At 44.6% G+C, this 23,174-nt stretch carries 16 protein-coding genes, 4 pseudogenes and 2 riboswitches; of the genes and pseudogenes, 7 read left to right on the top strand and 13 right to left on the bottom strand.

The features are described from left to right. Positions 1–280 precede the first annotated feature (280 nt). From UA76_RS10580 to nirB, 3 genes are all read right to left on the bottom strand, one after another. The gene (locus UA76_RS10580) at positions 281–1,132 is read right to left on the bottom strand and encodes a formate/nitrite transporter family protein (protein WP_047045766.1); all 852 of its coding nucleotides are present in this window, start codon (positions 1,130–1,132) and stop codon (positions 281–283) included. Positions 1,133–1,279: 147 nt separating this feature from the next. Further along, on the bottom strand, positions 1,280–1,603 hold the full coding sequence (gene nirD / locus UA76_RS10575; RefSeq protein ID WP_047045763.1) for a nitrite reductase small subunit NirD: 324 nt from the start codon (positions 1,601–1,603) through the stop codon (positions 1,280–1,282). Positions 1,604–1,619: 16 nt separating this feature from the next. Further along, positions 1,620–4,193, bottom strand: coding sequence for a nitrite reductase large subunit NirB (nirB, locus tag UA76_RS10570; protein WP_047045760.1), 2,574 nt, complete (start codon positions 4,191–4,193; stop codon positions 1,620–1,622). A 658-nt stretch (positions 4,194–4,851) separates the two neighbouring features. Between nirB and UA76_RS10565 the strand changes: the two genes are divergently transcribed. Continuing rightward, positions 4,852–5,379, top strand: a complete 528-nt coding sequence (locus tag UA76_RS10565; protein ID WP_047045757.1) for a lipocalin family protein — start codon at positions 4,852–4,854, stop codon at positions 5,377–5,379. Between the two features lie 74 nt (positions 5,380–5,453). Here the strand turns inward: UA76_RS10565 and UA76_RS10560 are convergent, their stop codons facing one another. Further along, entirely contained in the window at positions 5,454–6,407 is a 954-nt protein-coding gene (locus tag UA76_RS10560; RefSeq protein WP_047045755.1) for a lactate/malate family dehydrogenase, read from the bottom strand. Between the two features lie 133 nt (positions 6,408–6,540). Beyond that, the gene (locus tag UA76_RS10555) at positions 6,541–7,434 is read right to left on the bottom strand and encodes a DMT family transporter (RefSeq protein WP_047045752.1); all 894 of its coding nucleotides are present in this window, start codon (positions 7,432–7,434) and stop codon (positions 6,541–6,543) included. A 191-nt stretch (positions 7,435–7,625) separates the two neighbouring features. Between UA76_RS10555 and UA76_RS10550 the strand changes: the two genes are divergently transcribed. Then, the gene (locus UA76_RS10550; protein WP_047045750.1) at positions 7,626–8,348 is read left to right on the top strand and encodes a glycerophosphodiester phosphodiesterase family protein; all 723 of its coding nucleotides are present in this window, start codon (positions 7,626–7,628) and stop codon (positions 8,346–8,348) included. Between the two features lie 38 nt (positions 8,349–8,386). Here the strand turns inward: UA76_RS10550 and maiA are convergent. The 4 genes and pseudogenes from maiA to hppD all read right to left on the bottom strand — a co-directional run. Further along, positions 8,387–9,019 (bottom strand): annotated as a pseudogene (gene maiA, locus UA76_RS24660) (maleylacetoacetate isomerase); the annotation flags it as partial. A gap of 45 nt (positions 9,020–9,064) precedes the next feature. Continuing rightward, positions 9,065–10,072 (bottom strand): annotated as a pseudogene (locus UA76_RS24090) (fumarylacetoacetate hydrolase family protein); the annotation flags it as partial. Between the two features lie 52 nt (positions 10,073–10,124). Next, positions 10,125–11,273 (bottom strand): homogentisate 1,2-dioxygenase, encoded by a 1,149-nt coding sequence (locus tag UA76_RS10540; RefSeq protein WP_047045747.1) that lies wholly within the window; start codon positions 11,271–11,273, stop codon positions 10,125–10,127. A 9-nt stretch (positions 11,274–11,282) separates the two neighbouring features. Further along, entirely contained in the window at positions 11,283–12,371 is a 1,089-nt protein-coding gene (gene hppD, locus UA76_RS10535; protein ID WP_047045795.1) for a 4-hydroxyphenylpyruvate dioxygenase, read from the bottom strand. Positions 12,372–12,768: 397 nt separating this feature from the next. Here hppD and UA76_RS10530 point away from each other — a divergent pair. Both UA76_RS10530 and ribA read left to right on the top strand, forming a co-directional pair. Next, positions 12,769–13,873 (top strand): annotated as a pseudogene (locus tag UA76_RS10530) (M20/M25/M40 family metallo-hydrolase). Between the two features lie 220 nt (positions 13,874–14,093). Continuing rightward, positions 14,094–15,145, top strand: a pseudogene (gene ribA / locus UA76_RS23005) (GTP cyclohydrolase II). A 93-nt stretch (positions 15,146–15,238) separates the two neighbouring features. On the opposite strand, the gene UA76_RS10520 reads toward ribA, so the two are convergent. Further along, positions 15,239–15,994: a substrate-binding periplasmic protein gene (locus UA76_RS10520; RefSeq protein WP_047045745.1), complete on the bottom strand. Its 756-nt coding sequence runs from the start codon at positions 15,992–15,994 to the stop codon at positions 15,239–15,241. A gap of 56 nt (positions 15,995–16,050) precedes the next feature. Here UA76_RS10520 and UA76_RS10515 point away from each other — a divergent pair, with 56 nt between their 5' ends. Both UA76_RS10515 and UA76_RS24655 read left to right on the top strand, forming a co-directional pair. Then, on the top strand, positions 16,051–17,703 hold the full coding sequence (locus UA76_RS10515; RefSeq protein ID WP_238322254.1) for an ATP-binding protein: 1,653 nt from the start codon (positions 16,051–16,053) through the stop codon (positions 17,701–17,703). After that, complete coding sequence (locus tag UA76_RS24655; RefSeq protein ID WP_337588529.1) at positions 17,613–18,029, top strand: response regulator; 417 nt, start codon at positions 17,613–17,615, stop codon at positions 18,027–18,029. Before UA76_RS10515 ends, UA76_RS24655 begins: the two co-directional genes overlap by 91 nt. Positions 18,030–18,115: 86 nt before the next feature. Here the strand turns inward: UA76_RS24655 and UA76_RS10510 are convergent, their stop codons facing one another. The 3 genes from UA76_RS10510 to UA76_RS24085 all read right to left on the bottom strand — a co-directional run bounded on the left by UA76_RS10510 (position 18,116) and on the right by UA76_RS24085 (position 21,046). Next, positions 18,116–19,885 (bottom strand): putative bifunctional diguanylate cyclase/phosphodiesterase, encoded by a 1,770-nt coding sequence (locus UA76_RS10510; RefSeq protein ID WP_238322253.1) that lies wholly within the window; start codon positions 19,883–19,885, stop codon positions 18,116–18,118. 239 nt (positions 19,886–20,124) lie between these two features. Further along, the gene (locus UA76_RS10505; RefSeq protein WP_047045742.1) at positions 20,125–20,862 is read right to left on the bottom strand and encodes a chromosome partitioning protein ParA; all 738 of its coding nucleotides are present in this window, start codon (positions 20,860–20,862) and stop codon (positions 20,125–20,127) included. A gap of 25 nt (positions 20,863–20,887) precedes the next feature. Beyond that, positions 20,888–21,046, bottom strand: a complete 159-nt coding sequence (locus UA76_RS24085; RefSeq protein ID WP_047045739.1) for a hypothetical protein — start codon at positions 21,044–21,046, stop codon at positions 20,888–20,890. Between the two features lie 303 nt (positions 21,047–21,349). Beyond that, positions 21,350–21,452: riboswitch (glycine riboswitch) on the top strand. 2 nt (positions 21,453–21,454) lie between these two features. Next, positions 21,455–21,564: riboswitch (glycine riboswitch) on the top strand. 111 nt (positions 21,565–21,675) lie between these two features. Here UA76_RS24085 and UA76_RS10495 point away from each other — a divergent pair. Next, the gene (locus tag UA76_RS10495; RefSeq protein ID WP_047045736.1) at positions 21,676–23,046 is read left to right on the top strand and encodes an alanine/glycine:cation symporter family protein; all 1,371 of its coding nucleotides are present in this window, start codon (positions 21,676–21,678) and stop codon (positions 23,044–23,046) included. The last annotated feature ends 128 nt before the right edge of the window (positions 23,047–23,174 follow it).

Genomic DNA, 23,174 nt, shown 5'->3' with positions numbered 1-23,174 from the left:
CCAAACGATTCAATTCCTTTGAATCTACAACTTTGTGAATTTATTGTTTTACTTGTTTTCCTTACAACTTTTAAGACTATCAGTTGTTGAAAGAAAACATCAGCATTAATTTGAACTAAGTCGGAAATATTTATAACCAAATGATCTAATTGAACAGTTTCATTAATGGCTATTCTGAGAATCAATCCATTAGCACTTCACTAATATCAAAAAAAGAGCCCCAAGTACCGTTCCTTAGGGCTCTATTCATTCCATCAAGTTATAAAACTTTCAGAGGCAATTATTTAGCGTCAAATGCAGGTTTTGCTTCAACCACTTCTTCTGAATCTAGCGCAGGCGCTGTTTTAGCATGCGTTAGGTAAAGAGGAATACAAGTGAATACAAGACCACCAACGATGTTACCTAGGATGGTTGGGATAAGGTTGTAGTTCAACCAAGTCGCGATACCAAAATCAGCACCCAGCATCATACCTAGTGGGAATAGGAACATGTTTACTACCGCGTGCTCAAATACAAGCGCGAAGAAGATGAAGATTGGGAACCACATCGCTGCGATACGGCCACTTAGACGACGTGCCGTCATGTTACCAATTACGCCTAGACACACCATTAGGTTACATAGAATGCCGCGAACGAAACACGTGATCCAACCGTTCACACCCATCTCTTCGAAGCCTGCAGAACGTGCTGTTGAAGCGTTGATGATTGTTTTTGCTACTGCGCCGCCATCGGTTGTGAAGTTATGTGTCATTGAAAGAGTCACGATGTAAGCGATAAAGATTGAGCCCAGAAGGTTACCTAGGCCAACCAAACCCCAGCAACGTAGAACGCGGTTCCATGTAATGCCTGGGCGGTTTTCAAATTTTGCTAGAGGAGCAAGACCAAATACACCTGTCACTAGGTCGTAACCCATGATACTTAAGATTACAAAGCCTACTGGGAACACTAGTGCACCAACAACACCGATACCAGTTTGAGTAATCGTGGTTAATGCTAGAACTACCGCTAGCGAAAGGATGATACCAGCCATAAAGCCGCGCAAGATTAGGTCACGCGCGTTGGTTTTTGTTTTTGCTTCACCAACGTTAATCATCGTTTGCACGAATTCAGCAGGTTTAAAGTCAGACATCATTGTCTCTCCGTAAGTTTAAAAGATTAAAAAGTTAATAGGGAAAGGCTCCTCGCTTAAGCGACCCTACTTCGAAAAGCGGGAACCTTTAATCTATTGACTCTTCAAGTCAGGCTCACGGTACATCGATGAGCCCATTTGATTTATCAATTAGCCAGCAATCTCAACGGCGCCTTTTACAACTCGCGCTTTGAATGCTTTCACGCTGAAACGCTCATCTTCCATGCACGCACCTGTTGCTAGGTTAAAGTGCTGTTTCTTCAACGGGCTTGCTACCCAAAGCTCACCTTTGTGCTCACCGATCAAACCGCGTGATAACACGTTTGAACGAGCAAATGGGTCCATGTTGCTGATAGCAAATACTTCTTCCGTTTCTGAAGGACGAAAGACTGCCACTTGTTGGTCTTTTACCAATGCACAAACGCCAGTGCCTGGAACGATGTCTGTGATTTCACATACTTTTTCAAATGCCATGATGCCTACTCCGCTCTTATTCAGTCACTTCTACGTGAAGGATGTCGCCCTGTACTTTTGGGGAAACTGCTTCAGGATGTTTCTCTGTGTATGTCGCAGGACGGTGCTGTGCACGCTCGTCGACGAACATAACGTTGTCGTCACGCTTATCAGAGTTGATAAAGTGAGAGAAACGCTTCTGTTGAGTTTCATCATTGATGGTGTCTGTCCATTCACAGCGGAATTCAGCAACCAGTTTTGCAACATCTGCTTCTAACTGCTCATTAATGCCCAGCTTGTTATCAACGATGACTTCACGAAGGTAATCTACGCCACCTTCCATGTTCTCTAGCCATACAGATGTGCGCTGTAGCGGCGCAGCCGTACGAATGTAGAACATCATGAAGCGGTCGATGTATTTGATCAGTGTTTCTTCGTCTAAGTCACTTGCAAGCAAATCAGCATGACGAGGCTTCATGCCACCGTTACCACACACATACATGTTCCAGCCCGCATCTGTTGCGATGATACCTAAATCTTTACCTTGAGCCTCAGCACATTCACGAGTACAGCCTGATACACCAAACTTCATCTTGTGCGGAGTACGGATGCCCTTGTAACGGTTTTCGATCATTACGCCAAGGCCAACAGAGTCTTGAACACCGTAGCGACACCAAGTTGAACCTACACACGTCTTCGCCATGCGCAGTGCTTTTGCGTACGCTTGACCCGTTTCGTAGCCTGCTGCAACCAGTTTTTTCCAAATGGCTGGAAGGTCATCTTTCTGAGCGCCGAACAAACCAATACGCTGTGCACCTGTCACTTTGGTGTAAAGGTTGTATTCTGCCGCAACTTCAGCCAGCACTTTCAATGCTTCAGGCGTTACTTCACCACCCGCCATACGAGGGATGACAGAGTAAGTCCCGTCTTTTTGCATGTTGCCTAGGAAGTTATCGTTAGTGTCATGTAGCTTAACCAGTTCAGGTTTTAGAATGTGCTCACCCCAGCAAGACGCAAGGATAGAACCCACCGCTGGCTTGCACACTTCACAGCCGTAACCCTTGCCGTACTTCTCAAGAAGCTCTTCAAAAGTTTTGATCTCTTCGATACGGATTAGGTGGAACAGTTCTTGGCGCGAGTAAGCAAAGTGCTCACAGATATCGTTCTTCACTTCGATACCCGACTTTGCTAGCTCTGCGTTTAACACAGAAGTCACCAATGGAATACAACCACCACAACCCGTGCCCGCACCCGTTACTGCCTTGATGTCAGCAATCGTATGGTGGCCGTCTGCAACCGCTTGTGCCACTTTGCCCTTAGTTACATCAAAACATGAACAAATTACCGCGCTTTCTGGTAATGCGTCTGCGCCTAGTGTTGGCTTTTCTGCGCCAGCGTGTGCTGGAAGAATCAATGTGTCTGGATGCTCTGGCAGGTCGATTTCGTTAAGCATCAATTGCAGTAAGTCACCGTAATCCGATGTATCGCCCACCATTACAGCGCCAAGCAGCTTCTTGTTGTCTTCAGAAACGATTAGACGCTTATAAACTTCTTGCTCTTCGTTTTGGTATACATAGCTCTTACAACCTGGAGTGCGACCATTTGCATCACCAATTGAGCCTACTTTCACGCCAAGCAATTTTAGCTTTGCGCTCATGTCTGCACCTTCAAATTGGCTTTCGTTGCCAACAAGGTGGTCTACTGCAACCGTTGCCATTTTGTAACCTGGTGCAACCAAGCCATAGAAGGTTTGATTCCAAGATGCACATTCGCCAATCGCGTAGATGTTCTTGTCAGACGTTTGGCAGTGGTTGTTGATTTCGATACCACCACGAGGCGCAATACCTAAGCCCATTTGACGAGCAAGTTTGTCTTGTGGGCGAATACCTGCTGAGAATACGATGAAGTCTGTTTCAAGCTCGGTGCCGTCTGCAAAACGCATAACGTTACGAGCTTCAGTACCTTCTGGCGCGATCTCAAGTGTGTTCTTGCTAGTGTGAACATGCACACCCATGCGCTCAATCTTCTGGCGAAGTTGATCACCACCTGCTTGGTCTAGCTGTTCTGCCATCAGTTTCGGTGCAAACTCAACAACGTGTGTTGTCACGCCCAATGCTTTCAATGCGCCAGCTGCTTCAAGGCCTAACAGACCACCACCGATTACCACGCCGCTTTTACTTTTCTTCGCTGTTGCTTCGATGGCTTTTAGATCTTCGATAGTACGGTAAACAAAACAGTCTTTGCTCTCGTTACCCTTGATTGGTGGTACAAATGGGTATGAACCTGTCGCAAGGATCAACTTGTCGTATTGGATTTCACGGCCAGTGCTTGAGTAAACGGTTTGCTTTTCACGGTTAATGTTAATCGCGCGCTCACCAACCAAAATGTTGATGCCGTGTTTTTCGTAGAAGCCTTCTTTTACAAGCGATAGCTCGTCGGCGGTATGGTGTGAAAAGTAAGAAGATAGGTGAACGCGGTCGTAAGCGACGCGTGGCTCTTCACAGAATACGGTGACGTCCATCTTCGACACATCGGTTTTTTCAACCAGATCTTCGATGTAGCGGTGACCAACCATGCCATTACCAATGACAACGAGTTTCAACTTGCTCATAAGACTTCCTGATAAGGTTATTTTTTTAGTAGTCGTTTTAAAAACGCTACTGAACTGAGCGCATTGTCGATTGTGTAAGAAAATGAAAATATGATGTAAGTCAATTACACCCCCAGATTAACCCTAAAGGGGTAGCGTGTTTGATGCGATATTACACAACTTAGCTTTAACAATTATCCACACAAAAGTTACGCCTTTGTCGTGCAACAAGAACTGCATTATTTCGTAAATTAATTACATTTGAAACTTTTTGGTGAATATTAGTAACGGATTTCTTTGAAATATTGGTTCAAGAGTGATGAAGGATGAAAAATTCAGACAGTTCAGAACTGACTATCTACGAGGCCATATCTAAGGGAAGAACATTCAAATTTACCGATACAAACGTTTGCATGTTAATTAGCTTTGCAAATTATTTGTGTGACAAATAAGATTTCGGCCATCTTGAAGCCTATGTTCTTGCGAGTATTTTTTCACATATTGTCATAAACCTCACCGAGAAACCAAAAACGTTTAATAAGACCTACAATAGGTTATTAATAGAACTGTCGACAATGTCGAATATTTTCTTTTAGAATCCAACTAGATATCTAACTTTCAGCTATGCTTAGTGCTAGGTATCAATTAACAACTCATCAAGTGAAGCGGTATCAATACTATGAGAAAAGTTCAGCGCTTATTTATTTGCTTACTAGCCCTAGTTGCTCTTTCTGGCTGTATAGGCACACCGGAAACCGTCCGTCCTGTAGACGACTTTTATCTCCCCGCTTACCTTGGCAAGTGGTATGAAGTGGCTCGTTTAGACCATAGTTTTGAACGTGGTTTAACTCACGTTACTGCAGAATATTCAGAGCTGGATGATGGCAGTGTTCAGGTTATTAACCGAGGTTGGGATGAAGAAGAGCAAGCATGGCAAGAAGCCGTCGGCAACGCTAAGTTTGTTGAGCAAACTGACATTGGCCACTTAAAAGTCTCGTTCTGGGGGCCGTTCTACAGCAGTTATGTTGTGTTCTACCTAGAAGAAGATTACTCAGCGGCACTGGTTACCGGTTACAACACTGACTATTTCTGGATCTTGTCTCGTGCTCAAACCCTACCCGATTATAAAATGAAAAAGTACTTACGCATTGCTAAGCAAGCTGGCATCAACACTGACGAACTGATTTTCCCTTATCAAGATAAATAACCGAGTTTACCCATATAAAATACGTCAAGAGGCTCATAAGAGCCCTCTTTCATTTATCAGATGCACTGGCTTCGTTAAGCCTTCAAACCTGTCGCCTGAGCCACAGCTTTAACATCCTCAGCAATCTTTTCGACAATCTGATTCAGTTCACCTAGCTCGGCTTCTGTGAATGGGTGAATCAGTACAGACTCTGCGCCATTCTTACCAACGATTGTTGGCATGCTCAACATGACATTATTAAACCCATACTGACCTTCCATCATTGTTGCAACGGGCAATACTGAGCGCTCATCAATCATGATGGCCTGAATGATACGGAAGACACTGGCGGCAATACCATGAGTGGTATTTTGCTTGCGCTTAAAGATCTCATAACCTGCTTGTTTCACTGATTCCAATAGTTCATCAGCATCAATACGGTCTAGGTTATGGGTATCGCAGAAGTAGTCTGCTGGCTGCCCTGCAATGCTTATCAAACTCTTTGGCGTGAAACAGTTCGCGCCGTGTTCACCAAGCACATACCCAAACACGTTTTTCGGATCGAGATTCACTCGGTTAGCCACAATGGTCATCAGACGCGCAGTATCAATTACACACCCACTACTGATCACTCGAGAAGCCGGAAAGTCGGTATTTTTTACAATAAAGTGCGCAACCAAATCGCAAGGATTGGTCACGACAATCAATGTCGCTTTTGGTGCCACACGCTCAACATTTTTCGCGATATCTAAGCCGATCTTGGCATTAATCTCAGCTAGGTCCATTCGTGTTTGGCCTTGCTTAATTTGAGCACCCGCTGTGATGACAACAATGTCGGCGCCAATTAAAGATAGATAATCATCTGTGGGAACAATGTGCGTGTTCTTGGAGAACGTTAATGCCGAAGTGTGGCGAAAATCGAACACTTCGCCTTCTGCTCTCTCAAGATTCTGGTCAAGCAGAACAAGTTCGCTAATACTGCCAATGGTTAGCAAGTAATTACAGATACCTACGCCGACTGCACCTGCGCCGATTACACCAATTTTCATATACAATCCCTGATTTGTAGCTTTAGGGATAGTTTAAGCACAAGGCGTTAAATCGACAAATTTAATATCGCCTTTAAAACCAAAAACAGGAAATGAAACCACGAAAATAGACTTTATTAGGACATAAAACTTGTTACTGGTGATTATTTGTACGCCCATTATTGAATAGCTTGAAACGTCCTTGAGTTCGATACACCACCAGTGAAAACAATATCAGTACGCACCCCACCATTTTCAATGTCGAAAGTTGCTCACCATACCAAAGGACACTCAAAACCACTGTCCAAACGGGCTCTAATATCATCACAAGTGCTGCATTAGCTGATGATGTGTATTTTTGTCCAAGGGTCTGCATAACGTAGCGCAAGGTTGTAGCTAAAAGCACACTCATTGCAAACCAAACCCAAATCGATGAATCAATTTGCGAAGGCACTTCTTCAAACAGCCAAGAGACAAGTAACGCGATGCAGCCGACAGTAAAAAGCTGAACACAGGTTAATAGCAAGGTTGGTAGCTTCTGTGAGTAGAGACTGTTTACGTTGAAATGAATCGCGAGCATGGTTGCACAGCCTAAGAATGCTAATTGGCTGACGGACACTTGCCAACCACCAGACAGCGACAATAGCGCCAAGCCTATTACCGCAAAAGGTAGAGAGATCCAAAAGGCGCGAGTTGGTCGTACTCGATACAGCGCCCACCCCACCAACGGCACAATAAGCATAGAGAGGCTTACAATGAACGCCCCTTCACCTAGTGTTTCACTGATGGAAATCGCATAGATCCAGTTCAGAATCGCACCAGCTAATAACACGCCGACCAACGACGATGAGGCGAGATCTTTCCATTTCGCCTTTTTAAGTGACGAGTAACAAAATGGAAGTAGGCATATCGACGCAATCAAAAAGCGCGAGCCAATAAACCCGAATGGTGGAAGGCCTTGAATCGACTCTTTTGAAAACACCCAACCTAATGCAGCAAGTAATGTCGCGATGACAAGTATGATGGTGGCTTTGCGATCAGAATTCACAGTTAGCTCTTATAGTAGATTTTGTTAGAAGACTAGGGCCTGTTGACCTCAACAGCATGATTGTGACAGGGTTTCATCAACTAAAAGACAGAGCTGTGTAAAATCCCACTGTTCTCCCTTTCGTTTAACCTTCTGCTTTGCTGACTTAGTGATAAACTAACACCCATCAAAAAAGAAAGACACTAAGTAATATGACGCTCACTGTAATTGGCCATCGAGGCGTTGCCCTCCACTATCCAGAAAACACTCGCTCGAGCATATTGGCAGCCATCGATCTTGGCCTAAAATGGATTGAAGTCGATATTCAACCAACCCGAGATGGTGTATTGGTCGTATGTCACGACCATACCCTCGACAGATGTAGTAATGGCTCAGGGCGACTAGATGAATGCACTTTAGACCAATTGAAGAAGCTGGACTTTGGCGGTTGGTTCGATAGTCAGTTTGTCGGCGAAAAGCTAATGACCTTGGAAGAATTGCTCACGCTTATCGAACCTCATGATCTGAGCGTAAATCTAGAAGTGAAAGTGGATCGCCACGACGTTGCTAACGTTGTTGCACTGCTTAAAACTACGTTAGAGTCGGCAACAGCCCCGTTGGGTACATTTCCCTCTGATCGAATCCACTTTTCGAGTTTTAACCACCATGTGATGCGATTACTGCATCGTGAGTTGCCGTCTTTTAAACGTTCAGTTTTAAGCGAACGCTTTTCCCCTCGCCTATTACCACTGCTCGCAGAAGTTGAAGCGACAGGCTGTAACCTCAATATTGAACTTACCTCAAAGAAGACTGTCGACACGCTACATCAACATGGCTATCAAGTATGGTGTTACACCGTCAATAATCCAAACAAGCTACGACACCTGAAAAATCTAAACGGCGTGTTCTCTGATGCACCAGAGCGGTTTCTTTAGCAACCAGTCACTAATAGTAGACCTACCGGATACTCACACTAGGGTTCAGCATCAGGTTGGTTGCTTGGATGAGCATCAACAAAGGCGTCTAGAGTATTGCAGTAAAGGTCAATCTCATTCAGATTCGGAAACTGAGTCATATCAACACCGAACCGCTTCGCGTTGTAGACTTGTGGAACCAAGCAAACATCCACCAGCGACACGGAGTCACCTACACAGAACCGGCCTCGGCATTTTACAATGCGTTCTTCCAGAGCATTAAAACCTCGCTCTATCCAGTTCTGCATCCACTGAACCTTTTGCTCTCCAGTGACGCCGTAACTCGACACAAGATACTCACCCACTCGTAGATTGTTGATAGGATGGATATCAATGGCAATGTCTTGTGCCAAAGACTGAATCAGGTATTTCTTTTGTCCCTTCTCGGGCGTAAGACGTGGCGAAGAAAAGTGGTCATCTAAATAATCTATGATAACCAAAGACTGATTAATCTCGACACTTCCCTGCTTTAGCACCGGAACTAGCTCATTCGGATTGAGCTGATGAAAGCTATCCGAATGCTGCTCTCCCCCATTTTTTAGCATGTGCACTGGCACTAGCTCATACTCGATACCTTTTAGTGCTAACGCGATGCGTACTCGATACGTCGCAGATGAGCGCCAATACCCAAAAAGTTGAATCGGGTGGCCTAAACCATCATTGCTGTCTTGGTGGACATATTGAATCACTTCCTGTTCAATATAGCCGAAAATCGAGTTACCTTGATGATCGAGCATTTCCATTTTGATTGTGTCGCCAAATCGCATAAACGAAGTGCTTGGCTGGCCATCGCGTATGGTTTCGATCATACGAACCTCGGCGATACAAGAATAACCCACGCCACCTTCAGCAACGGATGTGCCAAAGTCGGTCCCTTGCTTATTGGATACGGTACCAGAGCCGATGATTGCGCCCGCAGATAGAGGGCGGCTCTTTGCCGCATGTCGAATCAACTCTGAAAAGTTAAAGGTCATGTCCGTTCCAGCGTTGGGGTGACCAAACGGCTTATGATTGAAGGTTGAGCGTAATGGCAACTTCACCTTACTGCCTTGCCAGTCATCACCTAGCTCATCGGGCGTAACCGCAACCGGCGAGAATGCTGAAGAGGGTTTGGATTGGAAAAAGCCAAACCCTTTAGCCAACTCATCGGGAATAAGGCCTCTGAGTGAGACATCATTCACCAGCATGAGTAACCTAATGCTTTCCTGCGCCTGTTTTAAGCTGCAACCCATAGGCACGTCACCTGTAACTACAGCGACTTCCCCCTCGAAGTCGATACCCCACTCTTCACTTTCCATTGCAATGGGATCGCGAGGGCCAATAAACGAGTCAGAGCCACCTTGATACATTAAAGGATCAGTCCAAAAACTATCGGGCATCTCCGCGCCACGTGCTTTTCTAACCAACTCCACGTGATTGACATACGCCGAGCCATCGGCCCATTGATAAGCTCTGGGTAATGGCGATTCACATTGGTTTTGAACAAATGTGTGAGCTTGGAGCAAGATGCCTTGATTTAACCCAAGGTAGATTTCTTCAAGGAGTGGACTCACACGCGACCAATTATCTAACGCGTACTGCATGGTTGGTGCAACGTCGTCAACGACGATGCACTGCGATAAATCCTTACTCACAACCACCAAAGCACCATCTCTAGTCCCATTTTTGAGCGTCGCTAACTTCATATTGACTCCTTATTCACATGCTCATTCATCACTGATGAAAGATCAACAGACCCTAATCACTGCTCTCTGGTTGGTTTTTCCAGCTGTATACATACTCAGAGTTTTCGACTTGAGTCGCCTGATCGCTAAATTCCAGAGGATTTCTGGTATCAATCATGACTGCGACTTCATCAGTAAACTTCTTCTTGTACTCCAACCCTGCTTGAAAGGCTTTGGGGTGTGGGCCATGAGTAAACCCTGCAGGGTGGAATGTCACCATGCCTGCTTCAATATTGTCTCGACTAAAAAAGTCTCCTGCATGGTAGAAAAGTACTTCGTCATAATCGTCATTGTTGTGATAGAAAGGCACTTTCAACGCATCTGGGTCACTTTCAATCGGTCTTGGTACAAACGTACACACCACAAAACCTGCGCCCACAAATGTGGTATGTGCCGAGGGTGGCAGATGATAGCGATGAGACATAAGCGGACGGATATCGCGCCAGTTCAGTCTCACCACAGACAAATCCCCATGCCAACCAATGGCATCTAACGGATTAAAAGGATAAGTAATGGTGTTCACGCTATCATGCCGCTTCATCAAGACTCGCGTTTCGTTCTCAGAATACTGTGCTTTGAACTCGTCATTGATTTTCGGCACATCAAGCACAGCTGGGTCAAAGACCGCATGATTACCAACGCTGCCCCGCTCAGGCAATGCGTACGAAGAGCCACTGTTTTCAATCAGCAATACAAACATCGGCTGTTTGGGTTCAAGACGCCAATTGGTAGAACGTGGGATCATCACATAATCCCCCTCCTTTACGCTCATATGGCCATAATCGCAATAGAACTCAGCGCTGCCTCGATGTATGAAGAGCAGATCATCACCATCAGCATTGCGAACTAGATTAGGCATCGGCTCAGCCAACTTCCAGATTCGAACCGAACACTCTTTATTGTGTAGCAACGAAGGGACATCCCAAGGTGAATCTTGCGTCGTGCCCTCAACATGATTGAAATTAAACGCTCTTGGCCTATGCTCGCCTTGCCATTCACGCCAACCGGTAGGCGCATGTCGATGGTGAAAGTGACTCGCCGGACCGAAGAATCCCTCGCGGCCCGCTTCTCGCTCATAAAGCGCGTCTTTCGGGAAGTCTGCATGGGCTTGCTTTGAGCATGTCCCTTCTTTGTGAGGAAAACTTATCCATTTACGACTCATTTAATGCTCCTATCCCTTTGTTCCTGCATCAAGAACACCGCGTCGAATCTGATCCTCTTCAATCGACTCGAACAGTGCTTTGAAGTTACCTTCACCAAAGCCTTCATTGCCTTTGCGCTGAATGATCTCAAAGAACACCGGCCCTATGACTGTTTGGGTAAAGATTTGGAGCAATATGCCATCTTTCATTGGCGCTCCATCTATCAAGATCTCCAGTTCTTTTAACTCGCTGACATCTTCACCGTGGCCTTCTACCCTTTGATCGACTTTTTCATAATAGGTATCTGGTGTAGGCATGAAATCCATGCCTCGTTCACGCAGCGTTCTCACTGTAGTGTAGATATCATCTGTCGTCAGTGCGATGTGCTGGATGCCTTCACCGTTGTATTCGCGAATAAACTCTTCGATTTGCGATTTATCGTCAGAAGATTCATTGATTGGGATACGAATTTTTCCGCACGGCGCAGTCATTGCACGACTGACCAGCCCCGTGAGCTTTCCTTCGATGTCGAAGTAGCGAATCTCTCTGAAGTTGCCGAGCCTTTCATAAAAACCCGACCATACATCCATTTGACCCTGTCTGACGTTATGCGTGAGATGGTCAATCTCGTACAAACCAACATCTTTGCGCGATAAACGCTGCTCAAAGTCATCATAGAATTTAAAATCCACATCGTAGATGCTTTGACTACCATAACGATCAACAAAGTAAAGCAAGCTTTCGCCAATCCCATAAATCGCTGGAATGCTTAGCTCCATTGGGCCAATTTCGGTTTTGTACTCCGTCGAGCCTTCACTTAATGCATGGTTAAGGGCAACACTGGCATCCTCGACTCTAAAAGCCATACCACAAACAGACGGGCCATGTTCCTTAGCGAACCTTTCAGCTTGACTATGCGGCTGCGCATTCACAATAAAATTGATGTCACCTTGTCGATATAACCACGCCTCCTTAGAACGGTGCTTGGCGATTTCTGCAAATCCAAGTGAGGAGAAGAGTGCTTTGAGATCATTAATACCCTTTGCGTCAGCGGCGGTATATTCAACAAACTCAAAACCGTCGGTACCTAGAGGGTTCACCGAGTTAAATGCTTGCATAGGTTTCGATACAGCTGTAGACATTGTTCACTCCTGTTAAACATTTCATTGCACTCATATAAAGGTGAAGTAAGGAGCGATATTTGGGAAGATGTGAACCAAAATCCGTTACATCGCATTTGTTGTAACTTTTTATTTACAAAAGCACAACAATAAAAGATTGCTACTTAATTGATTGATTTTTGGACCAAATAGAGTCCATCAGTGAATTACAATCTAGATCATTTTGTAAACCTACGATGTATTCCCCCTTATAACCTTATCTATACCAAGGTTAAATTATCGAATTTAGTTTCATCATTCACACCCATTTACAGGTACTTCCATTGACCTAGCTCAGATCTACAGAGAAAAATGTTGGTAAACTCGTGCTTCTGTTCCCCCAAGAGGTAAAACAATGACAACTATCAACCAAGAACGTCTGATTAACCATTTCTTTGACTTAATCAAAATTGACAGCGAGTCTGGCAACGAGAAAGCGATTTCTGAAGCGATTGCTGAACAGCTTGGTGACATGGGCTTTACAGTAAAGAAGCTACCAGTTCCTGCAGAAGTATCTAACGGCCACAACATTTATGCTCGCTAGAAGGCAAGATCGAAGACAGCGTTGTATTAAGCTGCCACATGGATACCGTAGCCCCTGGTAACAGCATCGAGCCTATTCTGGAAGATGGCGTCATCCGTTCTAAAGGCGACACTATTCTTGGTGGCGATGACAAATCTGGCATCGCAGCAATCATGGAAGCCGTTCGCTGCATCCAAGCAGAAAACCTAGACCACAAGACAATCGAAATTGCATTCACTGTTCATGAAGAAGGCGGCCTACAAGGTTCACTTCACTTCGACATGTCTGAAATTCAATCTGAAAAATGTGTGGTTCTAGACACAGGCGGCCCAATTGGCACTATCGTTAACGCGGCGCCAGGCCAACAGTCTATGACAGCCATCATCAAAGGCCGCCCTGCACACGCAGGTCTTGCCCTGAAGAAGGTATCAGTGCGATTGGTGTTGCTGCAGATGCGATCTCTCAAATGAACCTACTTCGTATTGACGAAGAAACCACAGCAAACATTGGTGTTGTTGAAGGTGGTCAAGCGACTAACATCGTAATGCCAGAAATCAAGATCGTTGCGGAAGCGCGCTCTTTAAACGCTGACAAGTTGGCAGCACAAGTTGACCATATGGTAAGCACATTCCAAGCGGCTGCAGACAAACACGGTGCTGAGCTAGAAATCAATTCAACACGTGCATACAATGCATTTGTTATTGCTGACGATCATCCGCACATCGCATCAGTAAAAGCGTCGTTCGAAGCGATCGGTGCAGAACCTTTCACAAAAGGTACTGGCGGCGGTAGCGATGCAAACAACTTTAACGAGAAAGGCCTAACGACAGTCAACATCTCTACTGGTATGGCGAAAGTTCATACGACTGAAGAGTTCATCACTGTTGATGACATTGTTAAAGTGACAGAATTTGTTAAGCACTACCTAACACACTAAATTAGCCTGAATCCGCTGAGTTTAAATTAAGCCCTCTTAACTGTTCTCCAGTTAAGAGGACTTTTTTATGCTGCCCACTATAGCCCTTTCTCGATGTTACGAGATCTTCTGCTCATTAATTGACGATTTTATTGATAAGAACTAAATTTAAGTTGTTCGACCAAAGCATCCGGTTGCATTGCAACACTGCACAACAAACCATGCACAATGGAGCATTATGATGGCAGACCCAATCTTATTTTATGAACCCTTCGACGAACACGGTTTTCTTTCCAACTTCTACCCTTCAAATATTCTCTTAGAAAGCAAAGTATGGCCCACGAGTGAGCATTATTACCAAGCCAAAAAGTTCACCTCTCCACAAATTATCAATGCAATCTATTCAGCTCCAACACCAGAAAAAGCCTTTGAGCTAAGCCGAACGTATCAAGACGAAGTGCGCGCCAATTGGGAGGAGATCAAGTGGCAAACCATGGACTTTATCGTTCGAGAGAAGTTTTCCCAGAATTCGCAACTTGCGTTTTGGCTCGTCAATACTGGTAGTGAGGAAATCAAAGAACATTCCCACAAGGATTCGTATTGGGGAGACGGCGGAGACGGCACGGGTGAAAATCACTTAGGCAGAATCCTCATGACAATTCGGGCTGAGCTATGCACGACTTCCCCATACAACCTAACCCGATTTGTCGATGTCGCTAAACTTCCCACTCAATGGGGTGAGTTTCAAATGAACGCTTTCGTCGAACTTGAACACGACAAAGAACATCTGGCCCTTGTCTACGGCGATATTAGTCAGGTTGATACGCCTCTGATTCGCCTGCATTCCGAATGCTTGACTGGCGATGCTCTGTTTAGCGACCGCTGCGACTGTGGATATCAATTGGCACGGGCACTGCAAAACATCGTCAATGAAGGCGCAGGTATTCTGCTCTATCTCAGACAAGAAGGTCGAGGGATTGGTCTGCTAAACAAAGTTCGAGCCTATCACCTTCAAGACGACGGTGCAGACACGGTTCAGGCTAACGAGCGCCTAGGTTTTCCTGCAGATATGCGTCGATACGAGTTCTGCCAGGGGATGTTAGGCTACTTGGGTGTCAAACAAGTGCGCTTGATGACGAACAACCCAAGAAAAGTAAAGGCGCTTGAAAAAGCAGGCATTAACGTTATCGACAGAGTATCCCTGCAAGAAGGTAAGAATCCTCATAACGAAAATTACCTAAAAACCAAGGCGTCCAAACTTGGCATATGCTGGACCCTGCTTTCATTAAATAGAGTTTTCTTAATCCCGTTAAAAAGAAGAAGCCCTCTTAGTAATGTAAGAGGGCTTGTTTTTACGGTTCTTTATCGACTAGAAGAAGGCAACTACTAATACTGTTCTACGATTTGAGCGAGTTTACCATTGGCCTTAATATCCGCTAAGCGGTTATTAATGTAGTCCTGAATTTCTGTTGGCATGTCTGGTTGTAGCGCAAGATGGATAGGATATTCTGCAATGACATTGCTAAAAGACAGAATTTCAAATTTAGACTTATCTAAGCCTAACTTATCGAGGTTGTAGTTAATACGCGAAGCCATTTCAACGAATGCGGCCTCTCCAGCCATTCTTGAAGCGACTCGAAAAGCTGCTTGGTAATCTTTGACTCTGATTTCTTCAATATCGCCACTTTCGATATAGGGTTCTAGCTCTGGGTAATCAAAGCCATGAAGCAATATCACGCCCTTGCCTTTTAATGAGTCTATGTCCGTGTACTCAAACTCACCATTCGCACCTGTAACCAAAACGTGCTCCACCATATAGATGGGCTCGGAAGATAGATTATCCGCTTGGACGCCTCCCCAATTAGGGCTGCCATAAGTAACCCAGTTTTTTTCACCGCCCGCTTCAAGTTGCGAGATCATTCGGTTAAAAGGAAACGTGTGATACACAAGCTCATAGCTGCTGCCCGTGAATATTTCTTCCACGATGTCGGTAACAATGCCCGAATGGTTTGCCCCGTTCTCCTCTATCTGAAAAGGTTGTGCTTGCTGTCCAATCACATAGTAATTGATCTCTTCAGCCCAACTGCTTGCGGATAACGACGCTGCCATCAGCGATGAAATTGCCAAAATTCCTTTTTTCATAGCGGCTCCATATTTACTAAACGCTTAAAGCGACTATCTTTAAAGGTAGCACCTACATGAAAAACCGCTTGCATATGACAATAAATTATTACAGCCATCGCAAATTAGGTATCGACAAACAGCTTGTCCTCATCACAGCTGTCATCAGTTTGGTGTTTACGCTTATCAGCTCTGCCTTGGGTTTCTACCTCGAATACAAAAACAAGCAAGAAGAACTCAATATCGAAATCGCCCAACTAGAAACCAGCTTCAAATCAAGCATGACGGAAGCCTTGTGGGTTGAAGATAGAACTCAACTCAACATTATTGCCGACAGCATGCTTCAATCCCCTCAAGTCAGCTACTTAAGACTGGCCGACAACAGTGAAACTATCTTAGAGAAAGGCGCATATGTCCCTGTTAACAACCTTGAACATACATGGAGTTTAAAACACTCGCTTGGGTCCAAAACCTTTAGCTTAGCTCAACTCACCATTCAAACTGATCTCTCTCAAGTATTTAGTAACTTATGGGAGGCATTCTTAGTCGAGTTCGGAGTTAAGATGGTCGAGATTTTCTTCATCGTCGCGACCTTACTTTACATCACTCTAAAACTTATTATTCACCCAATCACTCGAATTTCAAATTCCATGGATGATTTTCATGGTCACTCGGTACCAAGTAAGGTAGAACCACAGCCGAGGCTTTTCCATGACGAAATATCTCAACTTAATGGCCGCTACAATCGTGCCATCGATAAATTGACGGCAAATTACGATGAGCTTGTCACGGCAAAGGAAAAAGCTGAAATCGCGACGAAAAAGAAAAGTGAATTTTTGGCTAATATGAGCCATGAGATTCGCACACCAATGAATGGCATCATCGGTATAGCCGCGCTGCTTGAAGATTTGGATGCTACGCCTCAGCAAAAAGAGTACATCGACGTACTAACAACCTCTTCTCATAACTTGCTAGACATCATTAACGATATCCTCGACTTTTCTAAAATTGAAGCTGGACGTTTTGATCTCGAGTCGGCCCCTTTTGATCTTCGCCAATTAATCCAAAGCCAATCCAACGTATTCAACTTACGTGCTAAAGACAAAAACCTGATTTTTGAATGCAACATGGACCCAGATATAACCACTGCATTTACAGGTGATTCCGTTCGACTAAAACAGGTTCTCAACAATCTGTTGGGTAACGCGATTAAGTTTACCAAGACGGGTTCAATTAAACTTGATGTGACCCTAATTGAAGCAAATGAACAACAAAGTACAGTCACGTTCTCGATCAAAGATACCGGCATCGGCATACCAAGCGATAAGCTAGAAACCATTTTCGATAAGTTTTCACAAGCTGACGGCAGCACAACAAGGCAGTTCGGTGGCACGGGTTTAGGGTTAGCGATTTCAAAACAGATAGTTAGTTTAATGGGCGGTAACCTTCAAGTTGTGAGTCGCGAGCGATTGGGCAGTAACTTCTACTTCACTCTAGAGCTTCAACATGCAGAAACACCGGCCGTTCCACAACCCGTTGAAGAACCCGTTAACCTTATTCAGTTTGAAAAGCCTAGTTCCGATGTTTTTATTAACTCAGAAGAGAAACTTTCAGCCGAAGAGACGCTTTATCATGTGTTATTGGTCGAAGATACCCTAGTGAACCAGAAAGTCGTTCGCATCATGCTAACCAAGCTGGGCTTGCAAGTGGATATTGCCAATCATGCTTAGAAGCCGTAGAGCTTTGCAGCAAGAACGAATATGACCTAATTTTGATGGATTGTCACATGCCTAAAATGGACGGTTATGAAGCGACTCGATCAATACGCGCCCTATACACTTGGGCAAAACAAACGCCAATTATTGCTCTTACGGCCAACGTGGTGAGTGAAGACAAGCAGCGCTGTTTTGATGTCGGTATGACCGAATTCCTTTCAAAGCCTGTCACACCAAACCAACTGCACCAAACATTAAGTCAGTATCTGCCTAACTTAATTAAATCAGACTCTACTGAAGATGAGGAGCCAGTCTTAAAAAACAAAGACTCTAACGCCTAGTGGGTGTTAGCGCCAAACTGTAGTTATGTAATCTGTCTTCAACTATGCTTTCAACTTACAGAATCTACGCAAGCAAGATGCCGAACCTATACGGGTTTGAATTTTTGTTCGAACTCTTCAGAAAATAGCGGCTTAGAGAAATAATACCCCTGATAGAGATCGCAGCCCTCCCCCTTCAATAAGGCAAGTTGGCCACTGGTTTCGACCCCTTCAGCAACCACTTTCTTACCCATGTTTTGACCCATTTGAATGATAGTACGAATCAGCATATGGTCATTGTGGTTGGTGACACAATCGTCGACAAAAGACTTGTCGATCTTCAATACATCGATTGGCAATTGTTTCAAGTAGTTAAGCGAAGAGTAAGCAACACCAAAGTCATCAATGGAAATAGTTAAACCGAGTTTACGTAACTTTTCGCACGTTAAAGCCACGCTTTCAGGATCTGACATTAAAGTGGTTTCCGTGACTTCTAACTCCAGTAGTTCAGCCGGAATACCGTGCTTTTCAATACTCTCTTTCACCACTTTGAAGATATCGTCATGCATAAACTGAACGGTGGATACATTCACAGAAATACTCAGCTCCCACCCTTTATCTCGCCAATGTTTAATCTGGGCGCAAGCTTCATCCACAACCCAACGACCGATTGGGATAATCTGAGTCGTCCTCTCTGCAATTGCGATAAATTCTGCGGGAGAGATAAAGCCCAATTCAGGATGTATCCAACGAATTAACCCTTCCGCTCCTTGGAGCTCACCCGTTTTAATGTCCACTTTAGGTTGGTACGCGAGATCAAACTGCGATTGTTCAATCGCAAGCTTCAGCTCATGTTGGATCTGGTGAGAGCGAATCGTTTCTTCTAATAGCTCATCGTCATACCATTGGATGGAATCATTCCCCTTGCGCTTGGCCTTATTGGTGGCCAAGTCACAATTTTTACACCACAACTCCACATCACCCATCGCGTCATCTAACAACGCAATGCCGGTACTAAACTGTAAGCTGTATGAAGATTCTTCCAAGTGAAACAGAGGCTGGTAGGTATGCTTTAGCTTGTATTCCAGCTCACTGATTCGATCGCCTAGATCGTCCCCTGCTTGAACGATTATGGCAAACTCGTTGCCACCAATTCGATAGAATAGCTCTTCGTTCGAGAGCAAGCCTAACACTCGATTTGAAAAGGCTCGAAGAAGTGAATCGCCATATTGGTGGCCCAAACTGTCGTTCACATACTTAAACCGAGTTAAATCCATCTGCAGCAGAGCAAACTTGTCCGTTTTGTTCTTTTTTACTTTTTCCAAGCGATTAAAAAATGCGCGTCGATTAGGTATCTCTGTAATTGCGTCTGTATTACTGAGGTCCTGGTACATTCGCATTTGATTTCGGGATTGAGTTTGGTAATAAGCCATCACGGAAGCAAACGCGGATATCGCTAGGACTTCAATCGCGTCTTCGACGAACTCGTCAAAGTCCTCGGCGGGTAGATTGTGAAGGTAACTCAATACCAGAATAACTGCGGTAGAAATAGGCCATAAAGATCCGGGGAAAAGAATAATATAAAGCAGTGGAATCACGATAAAACTTTCTTCGATCGCATCCAGCTCTAGAGGCTCAACTACTCCTCCAACCACAATAAGCGTCATGGCAGCAATTGAAGTAATACGCTTAAGCTTGTGAGAAGTTGTGAACAACGCAAACAGCATCAAAACTGGGTAGATAAAATAAATAAATGCCGCTTGCTGGTGTTCTGATATTAGCGTGTCCGAAACGATGAGCACACCAAGCACATACATGATGTAGATGAGAGATTTGATATTGAGAGTTTTAGCTACCTTGCCAACCGTTATTTGCACTAAGCGACCTCTCTTTTTCTGAATAGATACAACATTTTCGAATAGATGCTAAGTCAATAATTATAGACATTACTACATTTCGTACGGTTACTACTAAGAACTTACTCACTAATCCTAGAGAGAGACCACAAAAAAAGCCTCTGTTGTAGAGGCTTTTATTAAAAGTGAGATTACTTTTGCTGTTAATAAAGCAGAGCTAAGAGGCCAACGCTTAGAGAGTAACGCTAAAAGACCGTTGCTTAGAGACCAACTCCGTCAGCAAGCTCTTGGATCTGGCGCAAATCCAGTTTGTGAACCTGAATCATCTGGTCTATTTCACTGATGCGTGAGTTTGCCGCATCTTGACGGTCACAGGAGTCAGACTTCACATCCCAAGACGTACCAGCTAAATAGAGGTCACACGCTTCTTTCAACGGTGCAAGTGTCGGATAGAGTTTTTCACGCTCTTCCTCTAACTTCGCGAGTTCTTGCTTAACAAGCAACTCACGTTGGAAAAGCTCTCGCGAGCGTTCAAACATCAGCGCTTGCATGTCCGCTTGACGAACTAATTGATTGTTTTGCGAATCGGCTTCTTCAAGCTTCTCTTTGCGCTCTGCCAATTGCGCTTCAAGTGACATGTTCACTTTCTCAAGCTCTGAAACCTGCTCTTCAAGAGCATCTAACTGCTGCTTCTGTTCTTGTTTGTGTTCTTCAATGGCAGCGGCGAGCTTTTCTTCGACCTGATCTTCAACCGTCGCCACCTTTATCTCGACCTGTTCAACAAGTGCTGTTTTATCTTGTTGAATAGTTGCGTATTTCTTTTCCAGTTGATGGTAGGTTTTTTCCCATTTACTGGCGGTCACTGACGAGCCAACTAAGGCACCTAATGCGAGACCCAATGCAGCAGCGAGGGTGATATAAATGACAGCTTTGGAGTCACGCTGCTCTATCACTACTACATCGTCATCTTGTTCATTTGCATTGGTTTTGTTATTCACCTAAATTGCTCCCAATAAATATCATCTAACGAATCAGTTCCGTTACCATTAACGTTGCCGCGTAAATCAAAAAGCCACCGATCCCTGCAACAACGACCACTTTCTGCACTTTTTCGTTCGAACGATATCGAATCAATAAAAACGCAAGCACAACTAAAAAAGCTATCGCAATCAATCGTGTCATAGTCTACTCCATGTTCTAACAACGTATTTTTTACTTTGAACTTTTTGTTCAAGGCTTTCTGTTCAAAGTAAACGTTGAGCCATGTAAATTTAACGCCTTGATTCTATATCTAAATAACATCAAGTTGTTTGGTTCAGTGATCTTTATATCTTATACCACTTCTCCCCTCTATTTAGGTCAGAAATCCGTAGATTTTGTTTCTAATTGTTCATTGTTTGTGCAAACTCAATTCTTGCTAGTGACATCACATTTTCTTTCCGATATTATCGCCGCTCAAATCATCCAATATGGATGATTGTTCCGATGAAGACTGCAGGAGAGAGGTAATCTAACTGGTATTTTTTAATCAGTTACTATTACCCGCCGAAGATTTAATTATTTCAGGCAAAAGGACTGTTGTTGGAGGAACCTCTGGAGAGAGCCGTACTGCTGTGTCGCAAAAAGCAATGTAGTAGCAATCGGCCGCCGAAGGAGCAAGCCTACTAGGTAGGTGAAACTCTCAGGCAAAAGGACAGAGGAGAGAAAAGCAACCACATTGAAAGCAGTCTTACGCCTGCCCATTTTGGGATGATCTCTGATCGCCCCACCTTTCTCTCTTCTCCTTATAGTTGTTTATTTAAGGGGAATTCATGAACGATATCCAAACTCTACTTCAAACAGCCAATAGCTTTGTTTGGGGACCACCACTTCTTATTCTGCTTGTTGGTACAGGCATCTACTTTACTTTTAAGCTTGGGCTTCTACAGTTCCGACACTTACCTACTGCGCTTCGTTTAGTGTTCAGCCGCAGTGGCTCTTCAAATGCTAAGGGCGATGTTTCAAGCTTTGCTGCTCTGTGTACTGCACTGTCAGCGACGATTGGCACAGGTAACATCGTGGGTGTTGCCACTGCGATTAAGCTCGGCGGCCCAGGAGCGCTATTTTGGATGTGGCTAGCAGCTCTGTTTGGCATGGCAACCAAGTATGCTGAATGTTTACTGGCTGTGAAATACCGCCAAGTTGACGATAAAGGTCAGATGGTCGGCGGACCAATGTACTACCTGCAATACGGTGTAGGCTCAAAAGCACTGGCTATTGTCTTTGCTATCTTTGCACTCGGCGTTGCTTGCTTCGGTATTGGTACTTTCCCACAAGTAAACGCGATTCTAGACGCGAGCGAAATTTCATTTGGTGTATCGCGTGAAATCGCAGCCGCTGTACTAACTTTACTCGTTGCGTTTGTCACGTTGGGTGGTATTCAGTCTATAGCGAAAGTCGCTGGAAAAGTTGTTCCTTTCATGGCCATTCTATACATCACCGCATGTTTAAGCGTGATTATCATGAATGCCGATCAACTGTTGGCTGCTATTGAGCTTGTACTTGTGTCTGCGTTTACTCCAACGGCAGCTACTGGTGGTTTCTTGGGTGCCAGCATCATGTTAGCCATCCAATCTGGTATTGCTCGTGGTGTGTTCTCTAACGAAGCCGGTTTAGGTAGCGCGCCTATCGCCGCTGCTGCAGCCAAAACGGACTCGTGCGTTAAGCAAGGCCTGATCTCAATGACAGGTACGTTCTTTGATACCATTATCATCTGTACGATGACTGGTCTTGCACTCATCCTCACAGGTGTTTGGCAAAGCGACTACGCAGGCGCTGCAATGACAACTCAAGCCTTCGCGATTGGCTTGAGTTCAGACACGATTGGTCCACTTCTAGTTTCGGTTGGCCTGATCTTCTTCGCGTTCACCACGATTTTGGGCTGGAACTATTACGGTGAACGCTGCGTTGTTTTCTTACTGGGTACAAAAGCCGTATTGCCATACAAAGTCATCTTCATTGGCTTAGTGGCTTCAGGCGCCTTCTTGCACCTCGACATGATCTGGGTAATCGCCGACATTGTTAACGGACTCATGGCAATTCCAAACTTAATTGGTTTGATTGCATTAAGGCATGTTGTGGTTGAAGAGACCAAACTGTATTTCTCTTCAATGACTAAATCATCAAAGCCAGCAACGGCTTAGCATTAAAGGCGCTCAATCGAGCGCCTTTTTCTACTCTGGCTTCCTGCCAAAACGCCTCAGTGTCGCTAAATGTCCCCGCGACTTTTTAGCTGTACTTGACTTCAAAATTTGTAGATTAGAGTTTGCTT

Origin of the sequence: Vibrio mexicanus, from assembly GCF_001012815.1 — a bacterium.
Lineage (GTDB): Bacteria > Pseudomonadota > Gammaproteobacteria > Enterobacterales > Vibrionaceae > Vibrio > Vibrio mexicanus.
Note: the sequence above shows the minus strand (reverse complement) of the source record. Positions and strands in the feature narration are given on the sequence as shown.

Coding starts and splice junctions, on each gene's coding strand:
- UA76_RS10580 (WP_047045766.1), bottom strand. CDS start 1,132: ATGATGTCTGACTTTAAACCTGCTGAATTCGTGCAAACGATGATTAAC.
- nirD (WP_047045763.1), bottom strand. CDS start 1,603: ATGGCATTTGAAAAAGTATGTGAAATCACAGACATCGTTCCAGGCACT.
- nirB (WP_047045760.1), bottom strand. CDS start 4,193: ATGAGCAAGTTGAAACTCGTTGTCATTGGTAATGGCATGGTTGGTCAC.
- UA76_RS10565 (WP_047045757.1), top strand. CDS start 4,852: ATGAGAAAAGTTCAGCGCTTATTTATTTGCTTACTAGCCCTAGTTGCT.
- UA76_RS10560 (WP_047045755.1), bottom strand. CDS start 6,407: ATGAAAATTGGTGTAATCGGCGCAGGTGCAGTCGGCGTAGGTATCTGT.
- UA76_RS10550 (WP_047045750.1), top strand. CDS start 7,626: ATGACGCTCACTGTAATTGGCCATCGAGGCGTTGCCCTCCACTATCCA.
- UA76_RS10540 (WP_047045747.1), bottom strand. CDS start 11,273: ATGAGTCGTAAATGGATAAGTTTTCCTCACAAAGAAGGGACATGCTCA.
- hppD (WP_047045795.1), bottom strand. CDS start 12,371: ATGCAAGCATTTAACTCGGTGAACCCTCTAGGTACCGACGGTTTTGAG.
- UA76_RS10520 (WP_047045745.1), bottom strand. CDS start 15,994: ATGAAAAAAGGAATTTTGGCAATTTCATCGCTGATGGCAGCGTCGTTA.
- UA76_RS10515 (WP_238322254.1), top strand. CDS start 16,051: ATGAAAAACCGCTTGCATATGACAATAAATTATTACAGCCATCGCAAA.
- UA76_RS24085 (WP_047045739.1), bottom strand. CDS start 21,046: ATGACACGATTGATTGCGATAGCTTTTTTAGTTGTGCTTGCGTTTTTA.
- UA76_RS10495 (WP_047045736.1), top strand. CDS start 21,676: ATGAACGATATCCAAACTCTACTTCAAACAGCCAATAGCTTTGTTTGG.